The following is a 24,189-nucleotide window of genomic DNA, read 5'->3' on the forward strand; positions in this document are numbered from 1 at the left end:
GACCCGGACAATGGCCCTCATAGTCACAGACCAGCACCCGATCGCCCGCGCCGAAGAAATTCTGAATCCGGAAGCATTGGCATTCATAGCTGAGCTGCACCAGCACTTCGCCGCCACCCGCACCGACCTGCTCAAGGCCCGCCTGGTGAAGCGCGAGCACGTGGCCCGGACCGGGAAGCTTGATTTCCTGCCGGAGACCCGCGACATCCGGGAGGGCGACTGGAGAGTTGCCGCCGCCCCGGCAGCGCTGCAGGACCGCCGCGTGGAAATGACCGGCCCCGCTTCGCCGGCCAAGATGGCGATAAATGCCTTGAACTCCGGGGCGAAAGTCTGGCTGGCCGACCTCGAGGACGCCAGCACCCCCACCTGGTCCAACGTGATTGACGCACTCCTGAACCTCCGCGACGCAGCAAATGGCACCCTGGCGTACACCTCCCCGGAAGGGAAGGAATACACGCTCCGGACCGATGCCCCGCTGGCCGTGGTCGTGGCGCGCCCGCGCGGCTGGCACCTGGACGAGCGCCACCTGCTCATTAACGGGCAACCGGCGGTGGGCGCGCTGGTGGACTTCGGCCTGCACTTCTTCCACACCGCCAGGCAGCTGCTGGCGAATGGCCAGGGCCCGTATTACTACCTGCCCAAAATGGAGAGCCACCTCGAGGCCCGCCTCTGGAACGAGATCTTCGTCTTCGCCCAGGACTACCTCGGCATCCCGCAAGGCAGCATCCGCGCCACCGTCCTGATCGAGACCATCCCGGCCGCGTTCGAGATGGATGAGATCCTCTACGAACTCCGCGACCACGCCTCCGGCCTGAACGCCGGGCGCTGGGATTACCTGTTCAGCATCATCAAGTACTTCCGCGACGCCGGCCCGCGCTTTGTGCTGCCGGACCGCGCCACCGTAGCCATGACCGCGCCGTTTATGCGCGCCTACACGGACCTGCTGGTCAAGACCTGCCACCACCGCGGCGCCTTCGCGATGGGCGGCATGGCGGCTGTGATCCCCAACCGCCGCGAACCGGAGGTGACAGCCCAGGCCTTCGAGAAGGTGCGCGCGGACAAGACCCGCGAGGCGAACGACGGCTTTGACGGATCCTGGGTTGCCCACCCGGACCTCGTCCCGGTCTGCCGGGACGTCTTCGACGCGGTCCTGGGCGAGCGGCCGAACCAGCTGGACAAGCAGCGCCCGGAAGTCTCGGTCACCGTGGACCAGCTCCTGGACATCCCGTCCGCCGGCGGTACCGTCACCGAGGCGGGCCTGCGCCTGAACCTCTACGTCGCCGTCGCCTACACCGCGGTGTGGATCTCGGGAAACGGCGCCGTCGCCATCCAGAACCTGATGGAGGACGCCGCGACAGCGGAGATCTCCCGCTCGCAGGTCTGGCAGCAGATCCGCAACCGGGTGGTCCTCACTGACACCGGCCGGACCGTAACCCGCGAGCTGGTGTCCGGAATCCTCGCCGAGGAAACCGGGAGGCTCCGCGGCGAGGTGGGCGAGGAAGCGTTCGCAAAGCACTACCTCCCCGCCAGCAAGCTCATCGGGGATATCTGCCTTTCAGAGGAGTACACGGACTTCCTCACCACGCCGGCCTATGAACTGGTGGGCTGATAAATGGGCATCAACGCTTCCTTGAGTGCCAAGGACCTTACACACATCGACGCCCAGCTAGCGGCAACGGATGAGCTGCTGGAGCGGAACTACCCGGGAGACGACGGCACCCGCCAGCCAGTGCACACCGTCTATGTCCCGGCCGACCGCTTCACGCCGGGCTTCGCCGCCGACTGGGGCGCCCGGGCGCTGGCCGCGGCCGACGCCCACGGCGGACTGGAGCGGCTCGGCACCCTGCTCGGCCAGGACCCCGAGCTTGCCCACGCCGTGGCAACCCGCGTCGCCGCGAAGCTGGGCAGCGAACCGATCGAGGATCTCCGGCTGGACTTCGAGGACGGCTACGGGGACCGCGGTGACGATGCCGAAGACGCGGCCGCCGTCGCCGCCGCGGCAGCCGTCGCCGCTGCAGTGGCGGACGGCAGCGCCCCGCCATTCATCGGGATCCGGTTCAAGTGCTTCGAGGCGCCCACCCGCGCCCGCGGCCTGCGCACCCTGGACCTGTTTGTCTCCGGCCTGGCTGCCGCCGGCGAGCTGCCGGAAGGACTCGTCCTCACCCTGCCCAAGGTCACCACCGTGGCGCAGGTGCAGGCAATGGACTTCGCCGTGTCCCGGCTGGAGGAAATCCACTCGCTGCCCGCAGGCCGTCTGCGCTTTGAGGTCCAGGTCGAGACGCCGCAGCTGATCCTGGGCCCGGACGGCACGTCCCCGGTGGCGCAACTGCCGCACGCCGTCCCCGGACGGATCAGCGCCCTGCACTACGGGACCTACGACTACTCGGCATCGCTGCAGATCTCCGCGGAATACCAGTCGATGGAACACCCGGTGGCCGACTACGCCAAAGAGGTGATGCAGCTTGCCGTCGCCGGTACCGGCATCCGGCTTTCCGACGGCTCCACCAATGTCATCCCCGTCGGCGACGGGGTGCTGGACGCCTGGCGGCTACACGGCCGGCTGGTCCGCCGCTCGCTGGAACGCGGGTACTACCAGGGCTGGGATCTCCACCCCGCCCAGCTGCCCAGCCGCTTCGCCGCCACCTACGCGTTCTACCGGCAGGGCCTTCCCGCCGCAGCCGCGCGGCTCCGCAACTATGTGGAGCGGATCGAGGGCAGCGTCATGGACGAACCCGCCACCGCCAGGGCCCTCGCGGCCTTCGTGCTGCGCGGCGTCCAGTGCGGGGCCGCCGGAACGGAGGAAGTCCGCCAACTCACCGGCCTTGGGCTGCCCCAACTGACCACACTGGCCCACCCCCGGCTGGCCCAGCCTGCCGGCTCCCCCAACCACTGACCGTTGACTGACCTCTTCACAAAGGAGCGCACCCCATGAGCAACTATTTTTCCCCCGAAGGCGGCCTGCCGCCGCAGACCCAGCTCCTCACCGACCGCGCCGTCGTCAAAGAGGCCTACACCGTCATCCCCAAAGGCGTGCTGCGCGACATTGTCACCAGCAACCTCCCCGGCTGGACCAAAACCCGTGCCTGGATCATCGCCCGGCCCATCGCCGGCTTCGCCACGACCTTCTCGCAGCTGATCGTTGAAGTGGCCCCGGGCGGCGGCAGCGACAAGCCCGAGGCAGAGACCGGCGTCGAGGGCGTCATCTTCCTCACCAAAGGCGCACTCACGCTGACGCTCGACGGCGAGATCCACCACTTGGGGGCCGGCGGCTACGCCTACCTCGCCGCGGGCTCGGACTGGAAAGTCTCCAACGATGCCGCCCCCGGGGAGGCTGCCAGTTTCCAGTGGATCCGCAAGGCCTATGAGCCGCTGGACGGCTTCACGGCGAAGTCCTTTGTGACCCGCGATCAGGACGTCGAGCCCCGGCCCATGCCGGGCACCAACGGCGCCTGGGCCACCACGCGCTTCGTCGACCCGGACGATATGGCGCACGACATGCACGTCAACATCGTCACGTTCCAGCCCGGCGGCTCCATCCCGTTCGCCGAAACCCACGTGATGGAACACGGCCTCTTTGTCCTCGAGGGCAAGGCCGTCTACCGGCTCAACGACGACTGGGTGGAAGTCGAGGCCGGTGACTTCATGTGGCTCCGCGCCTTCTGCCCGCAGGCCTGCTATGCCGGCGGACCGGGCCCGTTCCGCTACCTGCTCTACAAGGACGTCAACCGGCAGATCCGCCTCACCTGAGCACGGCCGAGGCAGTGGGCCCGCGCCGCCTGGCGGCCGGGCCCCTGGCGGTGGTTCTGGGTCTTAGCGGCGCTTGCTAGCCTGAGGCTGTGAAATACGAATCGCTGTGGATCGGAATGCTCATTGGCGCCGCGCTCGGCCTTGCCATCGGAGTTGCCACCGCGGACAAGCCGTTCACGGGCCTGTTGATCGGCATTGGCGTCGGGGCGCTCGTGGGCCTGGCGGCCCGGAAGGATCCCTCCAAGGGGTAGAGAAATCCCCCTACCGACACACCACCCGGGGCAGATGGCTGTGCCCGAACAGGCAGGTCCCGCGCGATCGCCTGCAGCCGCATATCGCCTTAACGCACCCCTTGACTCTGGCACCCTACCTTCTCTAAACTTTTCATAAAGCAGAATCTTTATTCCATAAAGTGGAAACTAGGCCGGACGACATAGACTCTGGCTCCAGCTCCCACCCACAGCGGAAAGAACCCACCATGACGTACACCGTGAACTGCTCCATCCTGCTGACCGAGCTGCCCCTCCTCGAGCGGCCCGCCGCGGCGAAAGCCGCCGGCTTCGACGCCGTCGAGTTCTGGTGGCCCTTCGCGGCCTCGGTCCCCGGGGACGCCGAGCTCACCCGCTTCGAGCAGGCCATCACCGACGCCGGGGTCCAGCTCACCGGCCTCAACTTCAACGCGGGCGACATGCCCGGCGGCGACCGCGGCCTGGTGTCCTGGATGGGCCGCAACTCGGAGTTCAAGGACAACATCGACGTGGTGGCCGGCATCGGCGGTCGGCTCGGCTGCAGATCCTTCAACGCCCTCTACGGCAACCGGCAGGACGGACACACGCCTGAGGCGCAGGACGAACTGGCGGTCCGGAACCTCGCCGCCGCGGCCGAGGGGGTCGCCCGGATCGGCGGCAACGTACTGCTCGAACCGGTCAGCGGCGCCCCGCGCTACCCGCTCCTCAAGGCCGCGGACGCCGTTCAGGTCATCTCCCGGGTGAAGGAGGAGACCGGTGCGGCGAACATCAAGCTCCTCGCCGACTTCTACCACCTGTCGGTCAACGGCGACGACGTTGCCGCCGTCATCGAAAAGCACGCCAAAGACTTCGGCCACATCCAGATCGCCGACAACCCCGGCCGCGGGGCTCCCGGAACCGGTGAGCTGCCCCTCGGCGAGTGGATCGCCCGCAGCCGCCAACTCGGCTACGACGGCTACATCGGCCTCGAATACAAGGCGCCTGCGGAAACCGCCTTCGCCTGGGCCATCCGCCAGCGCGCGGCCCGCTGACCATTCCTCTCCGCCTCCGGTGCGAACCAGTCGCGCCACCGCCAAACTTCAGTGAAGGAACCATCATGAGCAACGTTGCAGTCATCGGACTCGGAATCATGGGCCTGCCCATGGCCATCAACCTGGTCAACGCCGGCCACAACGTCACCGGCTTTAACCGCAGCCAGGACAAGATCGACAAGCTGGTCTCCGCAGGCGGCGTCGGCGCGGCCAGCATTGCCGACGCCGTCAAGGACGCCGACGTCGTTCTCACCATGGTGCCGGACTCCCCCGACGTCGAGGGCGTCGTCAGCGGCCCCGACGGGGTGTTCGCCACCGCCAAACGTGGCGCCCTGTGGGTTGATGCCAGCAGCATCCGCCCGGACGTTGCCAAGCGGCTTGCCGGCGACGCGAGGGCAGCCGGCCTCCGGGCCCTGGATGCCCCGGTCTCCGGCGGTGAACAGGGCGCCATCGATGCCGCCCTGTCCATCATGGTGGGCGGCGAAGCGGCGGATTTCGAGGCCGCCCAGGATGTCCTCACCGCGGTGGGCAAGACCATCGTCCACGTGGGCCCGTCCGGCTCCGGCCAGACCGTCAAGGCAGCCAACCAGCTGATCGTCGCCGTCAACATCGAGGTCCTGGCCGAGGCCATCGCCTTCCTCGAGGCCTACGGAGTCGACACGGACGCGGCCCTCAAGGTCCTTGGCGGCGGACTCGCCGGCTCCAAGGTCCTGGACCAGAAGGGCCAGAAGATGCTGGACCGCAACTTCGACCCCGGCTTCCGCCTGTCCCTGCACCACAAAGACCTCGGCATCGTCACCTCGGCCGCCCGCGAAGCCAGCGTCGCCATACCCCTGGGCGCCGTCGTCGCGCAACTCGTCGCTGCCAGCGTCAACCAGGGCGACGGCGGGCTGGACCACTCCGGGCTCTTCAAGCAGGTCCTGCAGCTCAGCGGCCGCCAGTAAGCAACGCGGCCCGGGCAACCGCCCGGTCCACCCCGGCCACACCGCCCGACCCGGCCCCAACCATCCCAGCCACCGCCGTCCGGGGGCCCTTCGACACGGACACGCCGGCCGCCGTCGTGATTTACGACGCCGGCACCCCCAAAGTGCCCCGCGACCGTTCGCGGGCCTTCCTTCCGCACACCCAAAAACAGATTTCCAAGGAGAACCCCATGCCTAAGATGCGCACCGTTGACGCTGCCGTCGCCATCCTGGAAAAGGAGGGCGCCACCGAGGCGTTCGGCCTGCCAGGGGCGGCCATCAACCCGTTCTACTCCGCCATGCGGAACCACGGCGGCATCCGCCACACCCTGGCCCGCCACGTTGAAGGCGCCAGCCACATGGCGGACGGCTACAGCCGGGCCCAGGACGGGAACATCGGCATCTGCATCGGCACCTCCGGGCCTGCCGGCACCGACATGATCACCGGGCTGTACGCGGCCTGGGCCGATTCCGTCCCCATGCTCTGCCTCACCGGCCAGGCCCCGGTGGCCAAACTGCACAAGGAGGACTTCCAGGCCGTGGACATCGAGTCCATCGCCAAGCCCGTCACCAAGATGGCCATGACCGTCCGGGAACCGGGCCAGGTTCCGGGTGCCTTCCAGAAGGCCTTCCAGCTAATGCGCTCCGGCCGCCCGGGCCCGGTGCTCCTGGATCTGCCCATCGATGTCCAGCTGGCCGAGATCGAGTTCGACATCGACGCCTACGAACCCCTGGCCGTCGAGAAGCCGCGCGCCAGCCGCCGGCAGCTGGAAAAGGCGCTGGACCTGCTGACCGCGGCGAAGCACCCGCTGATCGTGGCCGGCGGCGGCATCATCAACGCCGGCGCATCCGCCGAACTGGTGGAGCTGGCCGAGCTGCTGGGCGTGCCGGTCATTCCCACCCTGATGGGCTGGGGCGCGATCCCCGACGACCACCCGCTGATGGCGGGCATGGCCGGCCTGCAGACCTCGCACCGGTACGGCAATGAGACCCTGCTGGCGTCCGACTTCGTCATCGGCATCGGCAACCGCTGGGCCAACCGCCACACCGGCGGCCTGGACACCTACACGGCCGGCCGCACGTTCGTGCACATCGACATCGAGCCCACCCAGATCGGCCGCGTGTTCTCCCCGGACCTGGGCATCGCCTCCGACGCCGGGGCCGCCCTGGCGGGCCTCGTGGAACTGGCCCGCGAACGCCAGGCCGCGGGCACCCTGCCGGACTATTCCGGCTGGGCCGCCGACTGCGCGGAACGCAAGGCCACCCTGCACCGCAAAACGCACTTCGAGAACATCCCGATCAAGCCGCAGCGCGTGTACGAGGAGATGAACAAAGCGTTCGGCAAGGACACCACCTACGTCTCCACGATCGGCCTGTCGCAGATCGCCGGCGCCCAGATGCTGCACGTGTTCGGGCCGCGCAAGTGGATCAACGCCGGCCAGGCCGGTCCGCTGGGCTGGACAGCCCCGGCCGCCCTGGGTGTGGTGCGCGGCAAGCCGGGGGCGACCGTCGTCGCGCTGTCCGGTGACTACGATTTCCAGTTCATGATCGAGGAACTGGCCGTCGGCGCGCAGTTCAACCTGCCCTACATCCACGTGGTGGTCAACAACTCCTACCTGGGCCTGATCCGCCAGTCCCAGCGCGGCTTCAGCATGGAGCAGAACGTGTCCCTGGCGTTCGAGAACATCAACTCCACGGATCTCTCCGCGACCGCCAGCGGCTACGGCGTGGACCACATCAAGGTGGCCGAGGGCCTGGGCTGCAAGGCCATCCGGGTGGAGGACCCCAGCGACCTGGCCTCCGCCTTCGACAAGGCCCAGGCCCTGATGGGCGAGTTCCGGGTTCCCGTGGTGGTGGAAGTAATCCTGGAGAAGATCACCAATATCTCCATGGGTGTGGAAATCAACGCCGTCAACGAGTTCGAGGCACTGGCTGAGACCCGCGGGGACGCCCCCACCGCCATCCTGGCCCTGCAGGGCTAAGAAATGCGCATTGTCATAGCTCCGGACAAGTTCAAAGGATCGCTCTCCGCGCCGGACGTCGCGCGGCACCTGGCAGCAGGACTGCAGGCGGCAACCGGGTCCAACCTGGATGTTCTCCTGATTCCGGTGGCCGACGGCGGCGAGGGGACCCTGGATGCCGCCGTCGGCTCCGGCTTCACCCGCCGCAGCGCCGTCGTCAGCGGACCCACCGGGCAGCCGGTGACAGCGGACTTCGCGGTCCGCGGCCGGGAGGCGGTCATCGAGATGGCGGCCGCCTCCGGGCTCGCGCTCCTGCCCGGTGCCGGCCCCGACTCCGCCAGCGCCACGGGCGCCACCAGCCTGGGCACCGGGGAACTGATCCGCGCGGCCCTGGATGCAGGCTGCCGGCAGATCATCCTCGGTGTGGGCGGCAGCGCGAACACCGACGGCGGGGCCGGCGTCCTGCAGGGGCTCGGCGCCCGGTTCCTCGACAGCCAGGGCAACGAACTTCCCCACGGCGGCGCGGCGCTGTCGCGGCTGGAGCGGATCGACTTCGCGGGCTTCGACCCCCGGCTGGAGGAAGCCCGCTTTGTGCTGGCCAGCGACGTCGACAACCCGCTGCTTGGCCCCGAGGGCGCCGCCGCGATCTTCGGACCGCAGAAGGGCGCCGGCCCCGCGGACGTGGATGCCCTCGACGCCGCGCTGGCCCGCTTCGTGGACGTGCTTACGGCGGAAATCGGGCCGCGGGCGGTCAAAGCCGCACAGTCCCCCGGCGCCGGGGCAGCCGGCGGGGTGGGCTACGCCGCCATCGCCGCGCTGGCGGCCACGCGCCGGCCGGGCATCGACGTCGTCCTCGAATTCACTGACCTGGCAGAGCGCCTGGCAGGCGCGGACCTGGTGATCACCGGCGAAGGAAGCCTGGATCAGCAAAGCCTGCTGGGCAAGACGCCGATCGGAGTCGCGCGGGCGGCCGCACGGGCAGGCGTCCCGGTCATCGCCGTCTGCGGACGCACCACGCTGGGCGCGGAGGAGCTCGCCGAATCCGGCTTCCGCGAGGTGCACGCTTTGACCGAGCTCGAAAGCAATGTAGACACATGTATAGCGCAGGCGGCAGCGCTGCTGGAACGCCTGGGGCGGAACATCGGCCTGCAGCTGGCGGCAACGGCCGGAGAACCCGCGGCAGTGAGCAAGGAGCGCCTGAATGCCTGAAGAAACCTTTGACCTCGTCATCCGGGGGCAGCGCGTCCTCACCACGGCCGGGATCGCGCCGCGCGAAGTGGGAGTGCGCGGCGGCACGATTGTTGCCCTCGAACCGCTCGGCAACTGCCTGTCCGGCGCGCGAGTCATTGAGCTCGCCGACGACGAAACCCTGCTTCCCGGCCTGGTGGACACCCACGTCCACGTCAACGAGCCCGGCCGCACCGACTGGGAGGGCTTCGCCTCCGCCACCCGGGCCGCTGCCGCCGGCGGCGTGACCACCATCATCGACATGCCGCTCAATTCCATCCCGCCCACCACCACGGTGGAAGGCCTCAAACTCAAACGCGAGGTAGCCGAGGAACAGGCGTTCATTGACGTCGGGTTCTGGGGCGGAGCCATTCCCGGCAACAAGGCGGCCCTCCGGCCGCTGCATGACGAGGGCGTCTTCGGCTTCAAGTGTTTCCTGCTGCACTCCGGTGTGGACGAGTTCCCGCACCTGGACGCGGACGAGATGGAGGAGGACATGGCCGAACTCAAGTCCTTCGATTCGCTCATGATCGTCCATGCCGAGGATTCCCGTGCGATCGACCGGGCCCCGCATCCGGGCGGCGACCAGTACGCAAAATTCCTGGCGTCCCGGCCGCGCGGCGCCGAGAACAAAGCCATCGCCGAGGTGATTGAACGTGCCCGCTGGACCGGTGCCCGCGCCCACATCCTGCACCTGTCATCCTCGGACGCGCTGCCCATGATCGCCAGCGCCAAGCGCGACGGCGTCAACCTCACCGTGGAGACCTGCCCGCATTACCTCACCCTGATGGCCGAGGAAATCCCCAACGGGGCCACCGCGTACAAGTGCTGCCCGCCCATCCGCGAGGCCTCCAACCGGGAGCTGCTCTGGCAGGGCCTTCAGGACGGCACCATCGACTGCATCGTCTCGGACCACTCCCCGTCCACCCTGGACCTCAAGGACCTGGACAACGGCGACTTCGCCGTGGCCTGGGGCGGGGTCTCCTCGCTCCAGCTGGGCCTGTCCCTGATCTGGACGGAGGCCCGGCACCGCGGCATCCCGCTGGAACAGGTGGTGTCCTGGATGGCGCGGAAGCCCGCCGAACTCGCCCGGCTGAACACCAAGGGCCAGCTGGCCCTGGGATACGACGCCGACTTCTCCGTCTTCGCCCCCGACGAGGCTTTCGTGGTCGATGTTTCCAAACTCAAGCACAAGAACCCCATCACCCCCTACGACGGCAAGGCACTCTCCGGCGTGGTCCGCAGAACCTTCCTGCGCGGACAGGAGATCGACGGCCGGACCCCCGGCGGAAGGCTGCTCCGCCGCGGCGGAGTCTGACGGCCGCCATGGCAACCGAAGCCCATTCCCCGAGAGGCATATATCCGGGGCCGACCTTCGGGCCGCGGCTGAGGGCGCACGGTCTGGCCGTTTGGGTGACTCCCGGCGGCCAGGAAACAGGTGACGCCGAGCTGGCCCGCGCCGCCCGGCTGCTGCTGGAACGCGCCCTGAGACTTGTCCCGGAGGCCGAAGTCCACAGCTGGCCCACCCCCGAAGCTGCGCCACCGGCCGGTTCCGCCAGCCTCGTGAGCGTCGACCTTGCTGCGGGTGAGGTGCGACTGGACGGGCAGCGGGTGCCGCTGACCGGCGTGGAATTCAGGCTGCTGCGGTACCTGGTGGAGAATTGCTCCCGCATCGTGGGCCGGGAAGAGCTGCGGCTGTTCCTTGAATCGTTCGACTCGCCCGCGGCGGCCTCCCGCTCCATCGACGTCTACGTGGGGCGCGTGCGGCGCAAGCTGCGCGGCGGGCGGCACGCCATCACCACCGTGCGTGGCGGCGGCTACCAGTTTGTGCCCGGACTTCATACCAAAGTGCGCGGGCCGGCGGAATACAGCATCTGAACCAGGGGTTGTGCATCAGCAGCCCCTCTTTGTCCCCAGAGCGAGCTCCACCGACAGCCCCCAAGACCCCCCACCCCGAAGGATCCCCATGAGCACCAACCCCACCGTCAAGCTCCAGCCCGGAACCCCTGCCCCGGAATTCACGCTTCCGGACGCCGCAGGACAGAAGGTTTCGCTGGCCGATTACCGCGGCAAAAACGTCATCGTGTACTTCTACCCCAAGGCCGCCACCCCGGGCTGCACCACCGAGGCCTGCGATTTCCGCGACAGCCTGGCCTCCCTGCAGGGTTCCGGCTATGAGGTGCTGGGCATCTCCCCCGACGCCCCCGGGGCACTGGCCCGGTTCACCGGCGACTTCGCCCTGACATTCCCGCTGCTCGCCGACGAAGACCATGCCGTGGCGCTGGCCTACGGCGCCTGGGGCGAGAAACTCGTCAACGGCGAGGTCACCGAAGCGATCGTCCGCTCCACCGTGGTCCTCGACCCCGAGGGCAAGGTGACCCTGGCGCAGTACCAGGTCAAGGCGCAGGGCCACGTCGCCGCGCTGAAGGAAGAGCTCGGCGTCTAGCCGCCTTGCGATTCCGCGGCGCTTTCGGACGCGCGCACCCCGGATCCGAGCCGCGCCTGTCCGAAAACGCGGCGGAAACCGGCTATGCCCGCGTCCCTGCCACGATGGTGGCCGAGGAGCGGAGCCGGATGGCGCCGTTGTGCTCGTAGCGGCCGAGCAGCTGGAAGACCTCGGAACGTATCAGCTCCCGGGATTCCGCGTCCGAGCTGGCCAGGCCCATCGCAACGGTGGTCGCAATGTCGGTCATGAACTCCCAGTAGCGATCCGGGGATTCGTGCACCAGGTCCGTGCTGACTTTCCGTTCGCTGACGTCGACGAGGCCGGCCTCGCGGAACCTGCTGGTCATCAGTCCTGCCGCTGCATACCGGAACAACCCCGGTGTCCCCGGGGGCGGCGGCGGGAGTTCCGTGTGGTGGGCCAGCGTGCCCAGGATCAGGCTTGCCCACGGGTTTTCCGCGGCCCGGCCCCACACGGCGGCGGTTATCCGCGCCCCGGGCCTGGCCGTCCGGACCATCTCCCGGAGCGCCGGCGCCATCGCGGGGAAGAACATGAATCCGAAGCGGCAAAACACAGCGTCGAAGGATTCATCTTCCAACGGCAGCGCGGCGGCATCGCAGACCTCGAACCGGACGTTGTGAAGGCCCCTGGCCTGCGCCTTGAGCTCGGCCACCTTGAGCATCCCGGCGGAAATGTCAGTCAGGACCACCTGGCCGTCCGGCACCAGGGCCGCCGCCGTGAGCCCGGGCTCGCCCGTCCCTGACGCAACGTCCAGCACCGAGGCACCCGGCTGCAGCCGCGCCTCCTCAATAAGGGCGTCGCCGAACGGACCGTGCCAGCCGAGCAGTTCCGCATCCCATTTCTGCCAGCCTGCTGCGAACTGGTCCCAGATGATGCGCTGCTGGTCACGGATGCTGTCCGCTGTGACTGACATGGTGCGACTCCTCACGCCCGGACCGCACCCTCCCCCAACCACTAGTGTGCTCCCGCCTCCCCGGCGGGAGCAATGGCTGCCCGGGGCAGTAGGCTTAACGGCATGTCTACCCCCGAAAACCCCGGCACCGCAGGCGAGCAGCACGTCCCCGAACGGCGCGAAATCACCGTGCGCCGGGCGCCGAAGTACGTGCCGTTCCTGGTCCTGGGCGGGCTCCTGGGCTTCGCCGTGGCTGCCTTCCTCGCCTACGGACTCCCGGGCGATGAAAGCTATGATGCCAGCGCCGTTTTCGGCTTTTTCATGATCATGTGCGGCGCGGGCGGCGTCATCCTCGGCGGCGTCGCGGCGCTCGTCCTGGACCGGGTCAGTGTCCGCCGGGCCAAGCGCGCCGTCGTCGAATCCGTACCCGATTCTGTGCCCGGCACCGGGGACCAGCCGGGGGCCTGAGCCGGCCACAGGTCATAAACCGGCCGCCGGGAAAGTCCCAGCGCACAACGTGAGATAATCGACCAGTGGCACGCGGCGATGGAAAACTTTCTCATGATCTCCTCCCTGGCGAAAAAGGCCCTCAGGACGCTTGCGGCGTCTTTGGGGTCTGGGCTCCCGGCGAAGAGGTTGCAAAACTCACCTATTACGGGCTGTATGCACTACAGCACCGCGGTCAGGAGTCGGCTGGTATAGCAACCAGTGACGGCAAGCGGATCAACGTCTACAAGGACATGGGCCTCGTTTCCCAGGTCTTCGACGAGACCACGCTCAACACCCTGACCGGGCACCTGGCCGTCGGCCACTGCCGCTATTCCACTACCGGTGCCAGCCATTGGGCCAATGCGCAGCCCACCCTGGGCGCCACCGCCACAGGTACTGTCGCCCTGGCCCACAACGGCAACCTCACCAACACCGCCGAGCTCAAGGCCATGATCGAGGGCCGCAACGGCGGCCAGCTCAGCGGCGAAATGAAGCAAGGGAACACCTCGGACACCGCCCTCGTCACGGCCCTGCTGGAGGGCGAAGAGGGCAAGTCGCTCGAACAGACCGCCATGGAGCTGCTGCCCAAGATCAAGGGCGGCTTCTGCTTTGTCTTCATGGATGAAGGCACCCTCTACGCAGCCCGCGATACCTACGGAATCCGCCCGCTCTGCCTGGGCCGGCTGGAGCGCGGCTGGGTGGTCGCATCCGAGCAGTCCGCCCTCGCCACGGTCGGCGCCAGCTTCATCCGCGAAATCGAGCCCGGCGAGTTCATCGCGATCGACGAGGACGGCGTACGCTCCCAGCGCTTCGCCGAGGCGACGCCGGCCGGCTGCGTCTTCGAATATGTCTACCTCGCCCGCCCGGACGCCTCCATTGCCGGACGCTCCGTGTACGAGTCCCGTGTGGAGATGGGCCGCCAACTGGCCCGCGAGAACACCCAGGAAGCGGACATCGTCATCCCGGTCCCGGAATCGGGCACCCCCGCGGCTGTGGGCTACGCCGAGGAATCCGGCATCCCCTTTGCGCATGGTTTCGTGAAGAACTCCTACGTTGGCCGCACCTTCATCCAGCCCTCACAGACGCTGCGCCAGCTGGGCATCCGGCTCAAGCTCAACGCCCTCGAATCGGTGATCCGCGGCAAGCGGGTAGTGGTGGTGGACGACTCGATCGTCCGCGGCAACACGCAGCGCGCGATCGTCCGGATGCTCCGCGAAGCCGGCGCCGCCAGCGTCCATATCAAGATTTCGTCCCCGCCGGTGAAGTGGCCGTGTTTCTATGGCATCGACTTCGCCTCCCGCGCGGAACTGATTGCCAACGGCGCCACCGTCGAAGAAATCACCCAAGCGATCGGCGCCGACTCGCTGGCCTACATCTCCGAAGACGGCATGATCGGCGCCACCCAGCAGCCGCGCGAACGCCTGTGCACCGCCTGCTTCACCGGCCAGTACCCGATCGAGCTGCCTGGCGCTGACAAGCTGGGCAAGAACCTGCTCGAACGCACCGATCTCGGCGGCCTCCCCGCCGCTGCCGGAGACGCCGCCCTCGGCGCCGCCGCGTCGGAAACCGCTGCCGAGGCTGCCGCCGCCATCAGCCCCGACGAGGATCCCGCCGAAAAGGCCGGTGCCACCGGCTGCGACCCGGGCCCGGACGCCGAATTCGAAGAACTGCTCACCGATGACGATCGCATTGATCGTTCCATTGCTGCCGACAAGAAAGAGCCCGTATGACTTCCGCCTCCCCGGCCGCTGACATGAACGCCGCCCAGAACACCGTCGGCATCACCTACGCCTCCGCCGGCGTCGACGTCGAGGCGGGCGACCGCGCCGTCGAACTCATGAAGGATGCCGTCAAGGCCACCCACAACTCCTCGGTGATCGGCGGCGTCGGCGGCTTCGCCGGCCTCTATGACGTCTCGAGGCTGCTCACCTACAAGCGCCCGCTGCTGGCCACCTCCACCGACGGCGTCGGCACCAAGGTCGCCATCGCACAGGCCATGGACATCCACGACACCATCGGCTTCGACCTCGTCGGCATGGTGGTCGATGACATCGTGGTGGTGGGCGCCGAGCCGCTGTACATGACCGACTACATCGCCTGCGGCAAGGTCGTCCCGGAGCGCATCGCGGACATCGTCCGCGGCATCGCGGCCGCCTGCTCCGTCGCCGGCACAGCCCTGGTGGGCGGCGAAACCGCCGAGCATCCGGGCCTGCTGGGCGAGCATGAGTACGACGTCGCCGGTGCCGCCACCGGTGTTGTCGAAGCCGCCGACCTGCTGGGCCCGGACCGTGTCCGCGCCGGCGACGTGGTGATCGGCATGGCCTCCTCGGGCCTGCATTCCAACGGCTACTCCTTGGTCCGCCGCGTCATCAACCACGCTGGCTGGGCCCTGGACCGCCACGTCTCCGAATTCAGCCGCACGCTGGGCGAGGAACTCCTGGAACCGACCCGCGTCTACGCCGCCGACTGCCTGGACCTGGCGCGCACCTTCCCGGTGAGCGGCTCCGCCGCCGGCCAGGCCGTGCACGGCTTCAGCCACGTGACCGGTGGCGGCCTCGCCGCCAACCTGGCCCGCGTCCTGCCGCAGGGCCTGCTGGCCACCGTGGACCGCGCCACCTGGCAACTCCCGGCCATCTTCCGGCTCGTCGCCGAACTGGGCAACGTCCCGCTGGCCGACCTGGAGCGCACGCTGAACCTTGGCGTGGGCATGGTCGCGATCGTCTCGCCCGAGGCTGCCGACGCCGCGGTGAACCGCCTCAACGAACGCGGACTGCCGGCCTGGGTCATGGGCACCGTGGAGCAGAACTCGGATTCGATCATCAAGACCGGCCCGGACTATGTCCAGGGCGCCAAGGGCGTCGACGGCGGCGCCGTCCGGCTGGTCAACGCCTACGCCTAAACCTCATCGAGGGCTCCCCACCTGTCCAAAACGGCGGTTGGGGAGCACTCGATCTGTTTAAGCTCAATCTGCTACCCGGGCTCAGACCTCCAGGATGCTGAACACGCTGCCCTGCGGATCCTCAAGGGTGGCGATGGTGCCGGCTTCGTCGACCTCGTCCGGTTCAATCAGGACTCTGCCGCCGGCAGCCACCGCCGCCGCGACCGCTTCGGCGACGCTGGACACCCCGAAGTACACCTGCCACCCCGGTTTGAGCGTGCCCTCGGCTCCCGCGGGGACTGCGGCGATCCCGGCCACCTCCGCGCCGTCCACCATCAGCGTGGTGTACCTGCCGCCGTCGTCCTGCGGATACTCCGTGACGTCATGCCCGAACAACTGCTGGAAGAACCCGACGGCGGACTGCGGCTCGGGCGTCAGCAGTTCGGCCCAGGCCAGGGCACCCGGTTCCCCGCTGCGGCCGGCACCGAAGTGGCTCCCGGCCTGCCACGCGCCGGTGGTGCCTCCTCCGGACGGGGCGAAGAAGACCATCACCCCGGTTCCGCCCACCGGCTCGGGGCCGAACTCCAGGCTGCCGCCGGCATGGACCAGTCCGTCGGCGAGCTCCCGCGCATCGGAGGACGCGAAGTACACGTTCCACTGCCCCGGCGCTCCGGCGGCCTGCTGCTGCGGGTTCTGCGGCGCGATCACGGTGACCAGGTCCCCGCCCAGGAAAGCCTGCGCGTAGCTGCGCCCGTCGGGGGTGGGCAGGTCCTCGTAGCGCCAGCCGAACACGGCGGCGTAGAAGGCCTTGGCCGCCCCCACGTCACTGGTCTGCAGGTCCGTCCAGCAGATCTCGCCGTCGGTGTACCCCGTGCGAATGGTCATGGCAGCCCTTCCGGAGCAGAAAACCCGCCGTCCGCTCCCCGAGAGGGAGCGGCCGGCGGGCCTGAAATCATGTGGTCGGCAATCCGCTAACGGAAGAGCATGCCGGAAAGAAGTGTCGACTAACCTATCCGACGGGAATCTACCTCGTCGTCGTCCTCTTCCACATCGTCCGCGTACTTATCCACATAGGCCGAATAATCCGGCTCTACAGGCTCATTCGAGAACCGACTCGGTGCACGAACCTCAGAGCTTTTGAGCTCACGCTGAAGCGCAGTGTAGTCAGTGTTCGGGGAATAGTACTTAATATCCCGAGCCTGCTTGGTAGCTTTTGCCTTTTGACGGCCGCGCCCCATGGCGTGACCCCCTTTTGTACTCGGACCGGAGGTGGTCACCATTGGCGTTAGTGAGGCCCCGGAATGTTTGGTCAATTTGTCGTACACCTAGATTACATGCTTTCAGCAGTAACTGCTCCCCGCAGCGGCCGCCGTGGACAGTGTGGCGCACCCCGCAACCCCCGGCGGCGTGCAGCCCGCCCGGCATCTTAGATAGAGTTCCGTAGTGGACTTCCGGAAACGGGTCCCTCCGGCGGGCGCCCAGCCGCGAAAAAGATGCACGGAAGTGGTGAATTCTCAGTGACCGAAGAGAACGAAAGGCCCGGCGGCGGGCCCGGGGTTTCCGCTGCCGGCGCACCCGGAGAACGGTCCGTCCCTGCCGCCCCGGCTGTACCGGCAGTCCCGGCTTTCGAGCCGTCTGCCGTTCCGCCGAAACCGTCGACGCCGCCGACGTCCGCGACGCCGGTCGTACCGGCGGCTGCCCAGGGCGCAACACAGCCTGTGACGCAGCCCGCCCGCCCGTCCGAGCCGCCGGTCAGCCGGCCCGACGCCGGGCAGCCCGGCCCGCGCCAGCGCCGGAGTGACCGGGATGCCCGTAGAGCCGAGGGTCCCCGGCGTGCCCAGGTTGCCTTGGGGTCCGCCGGCGTCGCCCTGGCGGGTGCTGGCAGCGCGGCTTCGGAAAAGGCATCGCAGCTGGCTGGTCTGGTACGCCGGCAAAGCCCCGCGAGAATCGGTGGCGCGGTTGCCGCCGTCGTCGTTATGGGGCTGCTGATCTGGTGGTTGACGTCGCTGGGCGGCGGCAGCAAGCAGCCTGACGCGGGCGCCTCACCCGCGGCGGCCACGACGCCGGCGGCCCCCGCGAGCCGCGGGCCGCTTCCGCTGGAGGGGGTGGGCCCGCTGGACTTCCAGCTCGGCGACTGCTTCAAGGACTTCGATCCGGAGGCGCCGCAGTCCACCATCGTGGATTGCACCGCGGGGCACTCGGCACAGCTGATCGCCATCCACCATTACCAGCAGTCGGACGCTTATCCCGGCCTGCCCGCGCTGAAGGACAAGGGCCGCGAGACCTGCCGCAATGCGCAACTGGCTGCTGCCGCCACCAACTACGACCTGAAGCAGCGCAACGCCTACCCGAGCTCCACGAGCTGGGACAACGGCGACCGCCGCGTCGACTGCTACGTCACCGCGGACAGCGGGAACGTCATCATGGAATCGCTGATTCCTTAGGGACTTCCCGCAGGGCCTTGGGGGCCTCCGGTGCCGCAGGCCCCCACCGGAACCTGCGGGCAGCGAGGGCAACGGGCCCCACACACACAGAACTGCCAGCCGGACCAAAGTCCGGCTGGCAGTTTCCGTTTGAGGCTGGGGGCCTTACTCCTTGCGGCGGACGGAGAGCCCGCTGCCGGTGGAGGCGGCGCCGTCGGGCCGGCCCGACCTTTCGGCACCGCCCAGGGTGAGCTCCGTGAGGTCAGGGGCGGTGTCCACAACCACGGTGTCGCCGTCCGTGATCTCGCCGGCCAGGATGGCCTTGGCCAGCCGGTCCCCAATTTCGCGCTGGACCAGCCGGCGCAGCGGCCGGGCACCGTAGGCCGGGTCGAAGCCCGTCACCGCGAGCCAGGCGCGGGCGCCCTCGGTCACTTCCAGGTTGAGCCGGCGCCCCTTGAGGCGTTCGCCGAGTTCCTTGACCTGCAGCTCCACGATCCGGGACAGCTCCTCGACGGTCAGCGGGTCGAACAGCACCACTTCATCGAGCCGGTTCAGGAACTCGGGCTTGAAGGACGCGTGCACGGTGGCCATCACGGCCTCGCGCTTGGCGTTCGGGTCCAGGGCCGGGTCGACCAGGAACTGGCTGCCCAGGTTGGAGGTCAGGACCAGGATCACGTTGCGGAAGTCCACGGTGCGGCCCTGGCCGTCGGTGAGGCGGCCGTCGTCGAGCACCTGCAGGAGGATGTCGAACACCTCGGGGTGGGCCTTCTCCACCTCGTCCAGCAGCAGCACGGAGTACGGGCGGCGGCGGACGGCCTCGGTGAGCTGGCCGCCTTCCTCATAGCCGACGTAGCCGGGGGGCGCCCCGACGAGGCGGGCCACGGAGTGCTTCTCCGAGTACTCCGACATGTCGATTCGCACCATGGCTCGTTCGTCGTCGAACAGGAAGTCGGCCAGGGCCTTCGCCAGCTCGGTCTTGCCGACGCCGGTGGGGCCGAGGAACAGGAAGGAACCGGTGGGCCGGTTGGGGTCGCTGATCCCGGCCCGGGCGCGGCGGACGGCGTCGGAGACCGCGGTGACAGCCTTGGTCTGGCCGATCAGCCGCTCGCCCAGCACGTGTTCCATCTCCAGCAGCTTCTGGCTCTCGCCCTGCAGCATGCGGCCGGCGGGGATGCCGGTCCAGGCCGAAATCACCTCGGCGATGTCATCGGCGGTGACCTCTTCGGCCACCATAAGGTCCTGCTTGGCGCCGCCGCCGGCCACCCGGGCGGACTCCGCTTCGGCAGCCTCGTTGAGTTCCCGCTCCAGGGCGGGAAGTTCGCCATAGAGGATCCTCGAAGCCGCCTCGAGGTCGCCTTCACGCTGGGATTTTTCGGCGGCGGAGCGCAGTTCGTCGATCCGGGCCTTGAGGTCGCCGACGCGGTTCAGGCCGGCTTTCTCGGCTTCCCAGCGTGCGTTGAGCCCGGCCAGTTCTTCCTTCTTGTCGGCCATGTCCGCCCGGATCGCGGCCAGCCGTTCCACCGACGCGGGATCGGTCTCGTTGGCCAGGGCCAGCTCCTCCATGGTGAGGCGGTCCACGGAGCGGCGCAGCTGGTCGATTTCCTCCGGGGCGGAATCGATCTCCATCCGCAGCCGGGAGGCGGCCTCGTCGACGAGGTCGATGGCCTTGTCCGGCAGCTGCCGGCCGGAGATGTAGCGGTTCGAGAGTGTCGCCGCGGCCACCAGGGCGGAGTCGGCGATGGCGACCTTGTGGTGCGCCTCGTAGCGTTCCTTGAGTCCGCGCAGGATGCCGATGGTGTCCTCCACGCTCGGCTCCCCGACGAAGACCTGCTGGAAGCGGCGTTCCAGCGCCGGGTCCTTCTCGATGTTTTCGCGGTACTCGTCCAGGGTGGTGGCACCGATCAGCCGGAGCTCGCCGCGGGCCAGCATGGGCTTGAGCATGTTGCCGGCGTCCATGGAACTGTCCCCGGACGCGCCGGCCCCGACCACGGTGTGGATCTCGTCGATGAAGGTGACGATCTGGCCCTCGGAGCCCTTGATCTCCTCCAGGACGGCCTTGAGCCGCTCCTCGAATTCGCCTCGGTACTTGGCGCCGGCCACCATGGAGGCGAGGTCCAGGGCGATCAGGGTCTTGCCGCGCAGGCTCTCGGGGACGTCGCCGGCAACGATCCGCTGGGCAAGGCCTTCGACGACGGCGGTCTTGCCGACGCCGGGCTCGCCGATGATGACGGGGTTGTTCTTGGTCCGGCGGCTCAGCACCTGGATGATGCGGCGGATTTCGGCGTCGCGGCCGATCACCGGGTCCAGCTTGCCGGAGCGGGCGATGGCCGTGAGGTCGGTGCCATACTTTTCCAGCGCCTGGAAGGTGTTTTCGGGGTCTGCGGTGTCCACCTTGCGGTCGCCCCGGACCCCCGGCAGGGCAGCGAGCAGGGCCTCGTGGGAGGCCCCGGCGTCACGCATCAGCTTGCCGACGGTGTCACTGCCGGACGCCAGCCCGAGGAGCAGGTGCTCGGTGGAGACGAAGCTGTCGCCGATTCGCTCGGCTTCATTCTGGGCATTCTTGATGGCCTGCAGGGCGGTGCGGGACAGCTGCGGCTGCTGCACTGAACTGCCGGAGGTGGACGGGAGGGCCTTGATGGCCGTGCTGGCCTGGACGCTGACCGAATCCGGGTCCGATCCGGTGGCCCGGAGGAGCGCCACGGCAACGCCTTCACGCTGGTCCATCAGCGCCTTGAGCAGGTGCGCGGGTTCGAGCTGGGGATTGCCCGCCGTCGAGGCGTTCATGGCGGCTGCCGCCAGCGCCTCCTGGCTCTTGGTGGTGAATTTGGCGTCCAAAGAGAGCTCCTTCCGGGAACATACTGGTCTTAAAGTTGAGTGTACTCCGCTCAACTTTGTATTGAGTCCCTTTGGCTCCATGTTTGCCGACAGCGAAACGGCTGTCTAGGGCCGGAGTCCCCCGCAGGCACCTCGGTTACCCCAAACTTCCCGCGCCCCCACCCCTGCGGGACATGCCCTCCGGGCGCGCGGGCCACTGGACATAATGCCAGTATGTCCATTGCTCGGGCCGGGGACTGGACATGCCCTCCGGGGCTGGATCCGCCCAATGGGCATGTCCCCGCAGTGCCGGCCCCAGGAGCGGACATGCCCTCCGGGCGCGCGGGACGCTGGACATAATGCCAGTATGTCCGATGCCCAGGCGCGGGACTGGGCATGTCCCGCGGCGGTGCGGGGCGGGCCCGAGGCTGAATCATCCCGTTAAACCATTTCGACGGTCGGCTCCCCCACGGAGCCGACCGTCGAACGATGGGTGCCGGTCCGATGTCGGCGGACCAGCTCCTGGAGCGGCCAAGGGGGCCGCTCCAGGAGGGAATTTCGCTGTTCATGCATCTTGTCACACACATGACAACTTTGTCACGTGCCGATTTAGGGTTTCCCGTGGGTACTCTTTTGATCATGGATGAGACAGCGGCAGCGCAGCACCACACCACTGGGTCCGTTTTTCTGGACAAGGAGCACCCGGCCGCCTGGCGGGCACTCAACGGCCTCGGCCTGAAGGCCAAGGAGGCCGCCGACGAGGCCGGCCTGGACCGGACGCTGATTGAGCTGCTGAATGTCCGCATCTCCCAGATCAACGGCTGCGCGTACTGCCTGGACCTGCACGTGGGGGACGCCGTGAAGAACGGCGAATCGGCGCAGCGCCTTGCCGTCCTCCCGGCCTGGCGGGACACGGACCTCTTCACCGAGAAGGAACGCGCCGCCCTCACCCTCGCCGAGGCCATCACCAACATCTCGGACGCCCGCGCTCGCGAGCACGACGGCGCCGCCGCCAGGAGACACCTGACGGACGGGGAATTCTCTGCCATCAGCTGGCTGGTCATCGCCATGAATGCCTTCAACCGGGTCTCGATCGTGAGCCAGCACCCCATCCGCAAGGACCGCGGGGAGCCGGGCACCTCCGGCCGCCGTCAGGCCGGGTAGATCGACACCGCCGCCGCCTTGACCACAAAATAGACCGCGAGCCCGGGGGCCAGCCCGAGGTCCGCGGAAGCGGCAGGGGTCACGTCCGCGGACAGTTCGCCGGCGCGGACCCGGATCTGGTCCCCGTGCGGCTCCAGGTCCGTGACGGTGACGCGGAACGAATTCCGCGGGCTGCCGTGCGCCTCGCCCAGGAACACCGACACGGCCGACGGCGGGAACGCCGCCACGCCGGCCTGCCCGGCGTCGAGCGGTCCGTCGTGCTGGCCTGCGAACTCAAGGCCCTCGGCGGACCGGATCCCGGCGGCCGTCACGGTCCCCGACACCAGGTTCAGTCCGGCCAGTCCGGCAGCGAACCGGCTGCGCGGCCGCCGGAGGACGTCGCGGGTGGGCCCGTCTTCGATGATCCGGCCGTCCTCCATCACGATCACCCGGTCCGCGAGCATGTAGGCATCCAGGACGTCGTGGGTGACGATGATGGCGCGCCGCCCGGCGAGCACCCGCTTGAGCAGCCGGCGCAGCAGCGGAGCTGCGTGGATGTCGAGCGCGGACAGCGGTTCATCGAGCAGCAGGACCTCCGGGTTGACGGCCAGGGCTCGGGCGGCCGCCACGCGCTGCGCCTGACCGCCGGACAGTTCCCCTGGCCGCCGGGCGGCGAGGTCGGCGGCGTCGACCTCGGCCAGCCAGTGCCGGGCGGTCTCGCGGGCCTCCCGTTTGGGCACTCCCACGCTGCGGGGTCCGAAGGCGACGTTTTCGAGGGCGCTCAGGTGCGGGAAGAGCAGCGGATCCTGGGCCAGCAGGGCGGTCCCGCGGCGGTGCGGCGCGGTCCAGGTGTGCACGCCCGCGCCGAGCTCGAACAGGACCCGGCCGTTCATTTCGGCCCGGCCGGTGTCCGGGCGGAGCAGCCCGGCGATCACGGCGAGCAGCGTGGATTTCCCGGCCCCGTTCGGCCCGAGCACGGCGACTGTCTCGCCGGGCGCCAGGCTCAGGGAGACCTCGAAGCGGCGGGCGGCAAGGGCGGCGTCGACAGTGAACGTCATGGCGCCACGCTCCCATGATTGCCAGCGCTGCCGGCACTGCGGGCGCTGCCGGAGCCGGCCGGTGCGGGACCCCGGTAGGAGAGCCCGACGACGACGACCGCCACCACGACCAGCAGCAGGGACAGGGCGACGGCGGCGTCGGCGTCGGTCTCGCGCTGCAGGTAGATTTCCAGCGGCAGCGTGCGGGTGACGCCCGGCAGGCTTCCGGCGAAGGTGAGCGTGGCGCCGAATTCGCCCAGGCTCCTCGCGAAGGAGAGCACGGCACCGGACGCGAGCCCCGGCAGGACCAGGGGCAGGGTGACCCGGCGCAGCACGGTGGTGGGGCGCGCGCCGAGGGTTGCGGCGACGGCCTCGTACCGGCTTCCGGCCGACCGGAGGGCGCCTTCGAGACTGACCACGAGGAACGGCAGGGCCACGAACGTCTGGGCGAGTACCACCGCCGTCGTCGAGAACGCGATCTGGATGCCCGCGATTTCGAGGCTCCTGCCCAGCAGGCCCTGGCGGCCGAAGGCGTAGAGCAGCGCGATGCCGCCCACGACCGGCGGCAGGACGAGCGGCAGCAGGACGAAGGACCGCAGCAGCCGCTGGCCCCGGAAGTCGCCGCGGGCCAGCACCAGCGCCAGCGGCACCCCGAAAAGCACGCACAGCACCGTGCTCGCGGCGGCGGTGCGGAGGCTCAGGCCGAGGGCGGTGAGGGACGCTTCGGACGTGACCAGCGGGATGAACTGCGGCCAGTTGACCCTGGCAACCATGGCCGCGAGCGGGAGCAGCACAAACAGTGCCCCGGCGGCGGCAATGGCCACCACCCACCGGGGAATCCCGCTGTACGCGCTGTCTTTCCGGCGATTCATG

The 24,189-nt window shown here is 68.8% G+C and carries 22 protein-coding genes; 16 read left to right on the top strand and 6 right to left on the bottom strand.

The features are described from left to right. Positions 1–10: 10 nt before the first annotated feature. From aceB to bcp, 11 genes are all read left to right on the top strand, one after another. A complete protein-coding gene (gene aceB / locus QCD75_RS15050) occupies positions 11–1,609 on the top strand; it encodes a malate synthase A (protein WP_301229983.1) in 1,599 nt (532 codons plus the stop codon). Between the two features lie 3 nt (positions 1,610–1,612). Further along, positions 1,613–2,893: a DUF6986 family protein gene (locus QCD75_RS15055; RefSeq protein ID WP_301229985.1), complete on the top strand. Its 1,281-nt coding sequence runs from the start codon at positions 1,613–1,615 to the stop codon at positions 2,891–2,893. A 35-nt stretch (positions 2,894–2,928) separates the two neighbouring features. Next, positions 2,929–3,747 (top strand): bifunctional allantoicase/(S)-ureidoglycine aminohydrolase, encoded by an 819-nt coding sequence (locus tag QCD75_RS15060; protein ID WP_301229987.1) that lies wholly within the window; start codon positions 2,929–2,931, stop codon positions 3,745–3,747. A gap of 89 nt (positions 3,748–3,836) precedes the next feature. Further along, positions 3,837–3,998, top strand: coding sequence for a glycine zipper domain-containing protein (locus QCD75_RS15065; protein ID WP_226758904.1), 162 nt, complete (start codon positions 3,837–3,839; stop codon positions 3,996–3,998). 227 nt (positions 3,999–4,225) lie between these two features. Next, entirely contained in the window at positions 4,226–5,026 is an 801-nt protein-coding gene (locus QCD75_RS15070; RefSeq protein ID WP_301229989.1) for a hydroxypyruvate isomerase family protein, read from the top strand. 65 nt (positions 5,027–5,091) lie between these two features. Then, positions 5,092–5,970 (top strand): 2-hydroxy-3-oxopropionate reductase, encoded by an 879-nt coding sequence (locus QCD75_RS15075; RefSeq protein ID WP_301229991.1) that lies wholly within the window; start codon positions 5,092–5,094, stop codon positions 5,968–5,970. A 209-nt stretch (positions 5,971–6,179) separates the two neighbouring features. Next, positions 6,180–7,970: a glyoxylate carboligase gene (gene gcl / locus QCD75_RS15080; RefSeq protein WP_301229993.1), complete on the top strand. Its 1,791-nt coding sequence runs from the start codon at positions 6,180–6,182 to the stop codon at positions 7,968–7,970. A 3-nt stretch (positions 7,971–7,973) separates the two neighbouring features. Continuing rightward, positions 7,974–9,158 (top strand): glycerate kinase, encoded by a 1,185-nt coding sequence (locus tag QCD75_RS15085; protein ID WP_301229995.1) that lies wholly within the window; start codon positions 7,974–7,976, stop codon positions 9,156–9,158. After that, positions 9,151–10,494, top strand: coding sequence for an allantoinase AllB (gene allB / locus QCD75_RS15090; RefSeq protein WP_301229997.1), 1,344 nt, complete (start codon positions 9,151–9,153; stop codon positions 10,492–10,494). Before QCD75_RS15085 ends, allB begins: the two co-directional genes overlap by 8 nt. Before the next feature lie 8 nt (positions 10,495–10,502). Beyond that, on the top strand, positions 10,503–11,054 hold the full coding sequence (locus QCD75_RS15095; protein ID WP_301229999.1) for a winged helix-turn-helix domain-containing protein: 552 nt from the start codon (positions 10,503–10,505) through the stop codon (positions 11,052–11,054). Between the two features lie 88 nt (positions 11,055–11,142). Beyond that, on the top strand, positions 11,143–11,622 hold the full coding sequence (bcp, locus tag QCD75_RS15100; RefSeq protein ID WP_301230001.1) for a thioredoxin-dependent thiol peroxidase: 480 nt from the start codon (positions 11,143–11,145) through the stop codon (positions 11,620–11,622). A gap of 82 nt (positions 11,623–11,704) precedes the next feature. Here the strand turns inward: bcp and QCD75_RS15105 are convergent, their stop codons facing one another. Further along, positions 11,705–12,553, bottom strand: a complete 849-nt coding sequence (locus tag QCD75_RS15105; protein WP_301230003.1) for a class I SAM-dependent methyltransferase — start codon at positions 12,551–12,553, stop codon at positions 11,705–11,707. 102 nt (positions 12,554–12,655) lie between these two features. Between QCD75_RS15105 and QCD75_RS15110 the strand changes: the two genes are divergently transcribed. From QCD75_RS15110 to purM, 3 genes are all read left to right on the top strand, one after another. After that, the gene (locus QCD75_RS15110) at positions 12,656–13,000 is read left to right on the top strand and encodes a hypothetical protein (RefSeq protein ID WP_301230005.1); all 345 of its coding nucleotides are present in this window, start codon (positions 12,656–12,658) and stop codon (positions 12,998–13,000) included. A gap of 65 nt (positions 13,001–13,065) precedes the next feature. Further along, positions 13,066–14,751: an amidophosphoribosyltransferase gene (purF, locus tag QCD75_RS15115; RefSeq protein WP_301230007.1), complete on the top strand. Its 1,686-nt coding sequence runs from the start codon at positions 13,066–13,068 to the stop codon at positions 14,749–14,751. Then, positions 14,748–15,920 carry a phosphoribosylformylglycinamidine cyclo-ligase gene (gene purM / locus QCD75_RS15120; protein WP_301230009.1) on the top strand — a complete coding sequence of 391 codons (1,173 nt, stop codon included), beginning with the start codon at positions 14,748–14,750 and terminating at the stop codon, positions 15,918–15,920. Before purF ends, purM begins: the two co-directional genes overlap by 4 nt. A gap of 81 nt (positions 15,921–16,001) precedes the next feature. Here purM and QCD75_RS15125 read toward each other — a convergent pair whose 3' ends face one another. Next, positions 16,002–16,784, bottom strand: coding sequence for a VOC family protein (locus QCD75_RS15125; RefSeq protein ID WP_301230010.1), 783 nt, complete (start codon positions 16,782–16,784; stop codon positions 16,002–16,004). 119 nt (positions 16,785–16,903) lie between these two features. After that, complete coding sequence (locus QCD75_RS15130; RefSeq protein WP_024364970.1) at positions 16,904–17,137, bottom strand: DUF3073 domain-containing protein; 234 nt, start codon at positions 17,135–17,137, stop codon at positions 16,904–16,906. A 480-nt stretch (positions 17,138–17,617) separates the two neighbouring features. Between QCD75_RS15130 and QCD75_RS15135 the strand changes: the two genes are divergently transcribed. Beyond that, a complete protein-coding gene (locus tag QCD75_RS15135) occupies positions 17,618–18,343 on the top strand; it encodes a septum formation family protein (protein ID WP_301230012.1) in 726 nt (241 codons plus the stop codon). Positions 18,344–18,487: 144 nt separating this feature from the next. Here the strand turns inward: QCD75_RS15135 and clpB are convergent, their stop codons facing one another. Beyond that, complete coding sequence (clpB, locus tag QCD75_RS15140) at positions 18,488–21,157, bottom strand: ATP-dependent chaperone ClpB (RefSeq protein ID WP_301230014.1); 2,670 nt, start codon at positions 21,155–21,157, stop codon at positions 18,488–18,490. A gap of 618 nt (positions 21,158–21,775) precedes the next feature. Here clpB and QCD75_RS15145 point away from each other — a divergent pair. Beyond that, positions 21,776–22,300 carry a carboxymuconolactone decarboxylase family protein gene (locus QCD75_RS15145; RefSeq protein WP_301230016.1) on the top strand — a complete coding sequence of 175 codons (525 nt, stop codon included), beginning with the start codon at positions 21,776–21,778 and terminating at the stop codon, positions 22,298–22,300. Here QCD75_RS15145 and QCD75_RS15150 read toward each other — a convergent pair. Together QCD75_RS15150 and QCD75_RS15155 are read right to left on the bottom strand one after the other, a co-directional pair. Next, the gene (locus tag QCD75_RS15150) at positions 22,288–23,337 is read right to left on the bottom strand and encodes a sulfate/molybdate ABC transporter ATP-binding protein (RefSeq protein ID WP_301230018.1); all 1,050 of its coding nucleotides are present in this window, start codon (positions 23,335–23,337) and stop codon (positions 22,288–22,290) included. The genes QCD75_RS15145 and QCD75_RS15150 overlap by 13 nt on opposite strands. Continuing rightward, entirely contained in the window at positions 23,334–24,188 is an 855-nt protein-coding gene (locus QCD75_RS15155; RefSeq protein ID WP_301230020.1) for an ABC transporter permease, read from the bottom strand. The genes QCD75_RS15150 and QCD75_RS15155 overlap by 4 nt, the downstream gene beginning before the upstream one ends. Position 24,189: the final 1 nt, after the last annotated feature.

It is taken from the genome of Arthrobacter sp. PsM3 (genome assembly GCF_030433895.1).
In the GTDB taxonomy this organism is placed as follows: domain Bacteria; phylum Actinomycetota; class Actinomycetes; order Actinomycetales; family Micrococcaceae; genus Arthrobacter.

Excerpts from the sequence above, each read along its gene's own strand:
- purM (WP_301230009.1), top strand. The coding sequence starts at position 14,748 with ATGACTTCCGCCTCCCCGGCCGCTGACATGAACGCCGCCCAGAACACC.
- QCD75_RS15055 (WP_301229985.1), top strand. The coding sequence starts at position 1,613 with ATGGGCATCAACGCTTCCTTGAGTGCCAAGGACCTTACACACATCGAC.
- QCD75_RS15110 (WP_301230005.1), top strand. The coding sequence starts at position 12,656 with ATGTCTACCCCCGAAAACCCCGGCACCGCAGGCGAGCAGCACGTCCCC.
- QCD75_RS15095 (WP_301229999.1), top strand. The coding sequence starts at position 10,503 with ATGGCAACCGAAGCCCATTCCCCGAGAGGCATATATCCGGGGCCGACC.
- QCD75_RS15150 (WP_301230018.1), bottom strand. The coding sequence starts at position 23,337 with ATGACGTTCACTGTCGACGCCGCCCTTGCCGCCCGCCGCTTCGAGGTC.
- allB (WP_301229997.1), top strand. The coding sequence starts at position 9,151 with ATGCCTGAAGAAACCTTTGACCTCGTCATCCGGGGGCAGCGCGTCCTC.
- gcl (WP_301229993.1), top strand. The coding sequence starts at position 6,180 with ATGCCTAAGATGCGCACCGTTGACGCTGCCGTCGCCATCCTGGAAAAG.
- bcp (WP_301230001.1), top strand. The coding sequence starts at position 11,143 with ATGAGCACCAACCCCACCGTCAAGCTCCAGCCCGGAACCCCTGCCCCG.
- QCD75_RS15125 (WP_301230010.1), bottom strand. The coding sequence starts at position 16,784 with ATGACCATTCGCACGGGGTACACCGACGGCGAGATCTGCTGGACGGAC.
- QCD75_RS15070 (WP_301229989.1), top strand. The coding sequence starts at position 4,226 with ATGACGTACACCGTGAACTGCTCCATCCTGCTGACCGAGCTGCCCCTC.
- QCD75_RS15060 (WP_301229987.1), top strand. The coding sequence starts at position 2,929 with ATGAGCAACTATTTTTCCCCCGAAGGCGGCCTGCCGCCGCAGACCCAG.
- QCD75_RS15105 (WP_301230003.1), bottom strand. The coding sequence starts at position 12,553 with ATGTCAGTCACAGCGGACAGCATCCGTGACCAGCAGCGCATCATCTGG.
- aceB (WP_301229983.1), top strand. The coding sequence starts at position 11 with ATGGCCCTCATAGTCACAGACCAGCACCCGATCGCCCGCGCCGAAGAA.
- QCD75_RS15145 (WP_301230016.1), top strand. The coding sequence starts at position 21,776 with ATGGATGAGACAGCGGCAGCGCAGCACCACACCACTGGGTCCGTTTTT.
- QCD75_RS15155 (WP_301230020.1), bottom strand. The coding sequence starts at position 24,188 with ATGAATCGCCGGAAAGACAGCGCGTACAGCGGGATTCCCCGGTGGGTG.
- QCD75_RS15085 (WP_301229995.1), top strand. The coding sequence starts at position 7,974 with ATGCGCATTGTCATAGCTCCGGACAAGTTCAAAGGATCGCTCTCCGCG.
- QCD75_RS15130 (WP_024364970.1), bottom strand. The coding sequence starts at position 17,137 with ATGGGGCGCGGCCGTCAAAAGGCAAAAGCTACCAAGCAGGCTCGGGAT.
- QCD75_RS15075 (WP_301229991.1), top strand. The coding sequence starts at position 5,092 with ATGAGCAACGTTGCAGTCATCGGACTCGGAATCATGGGCCTGCCCATG.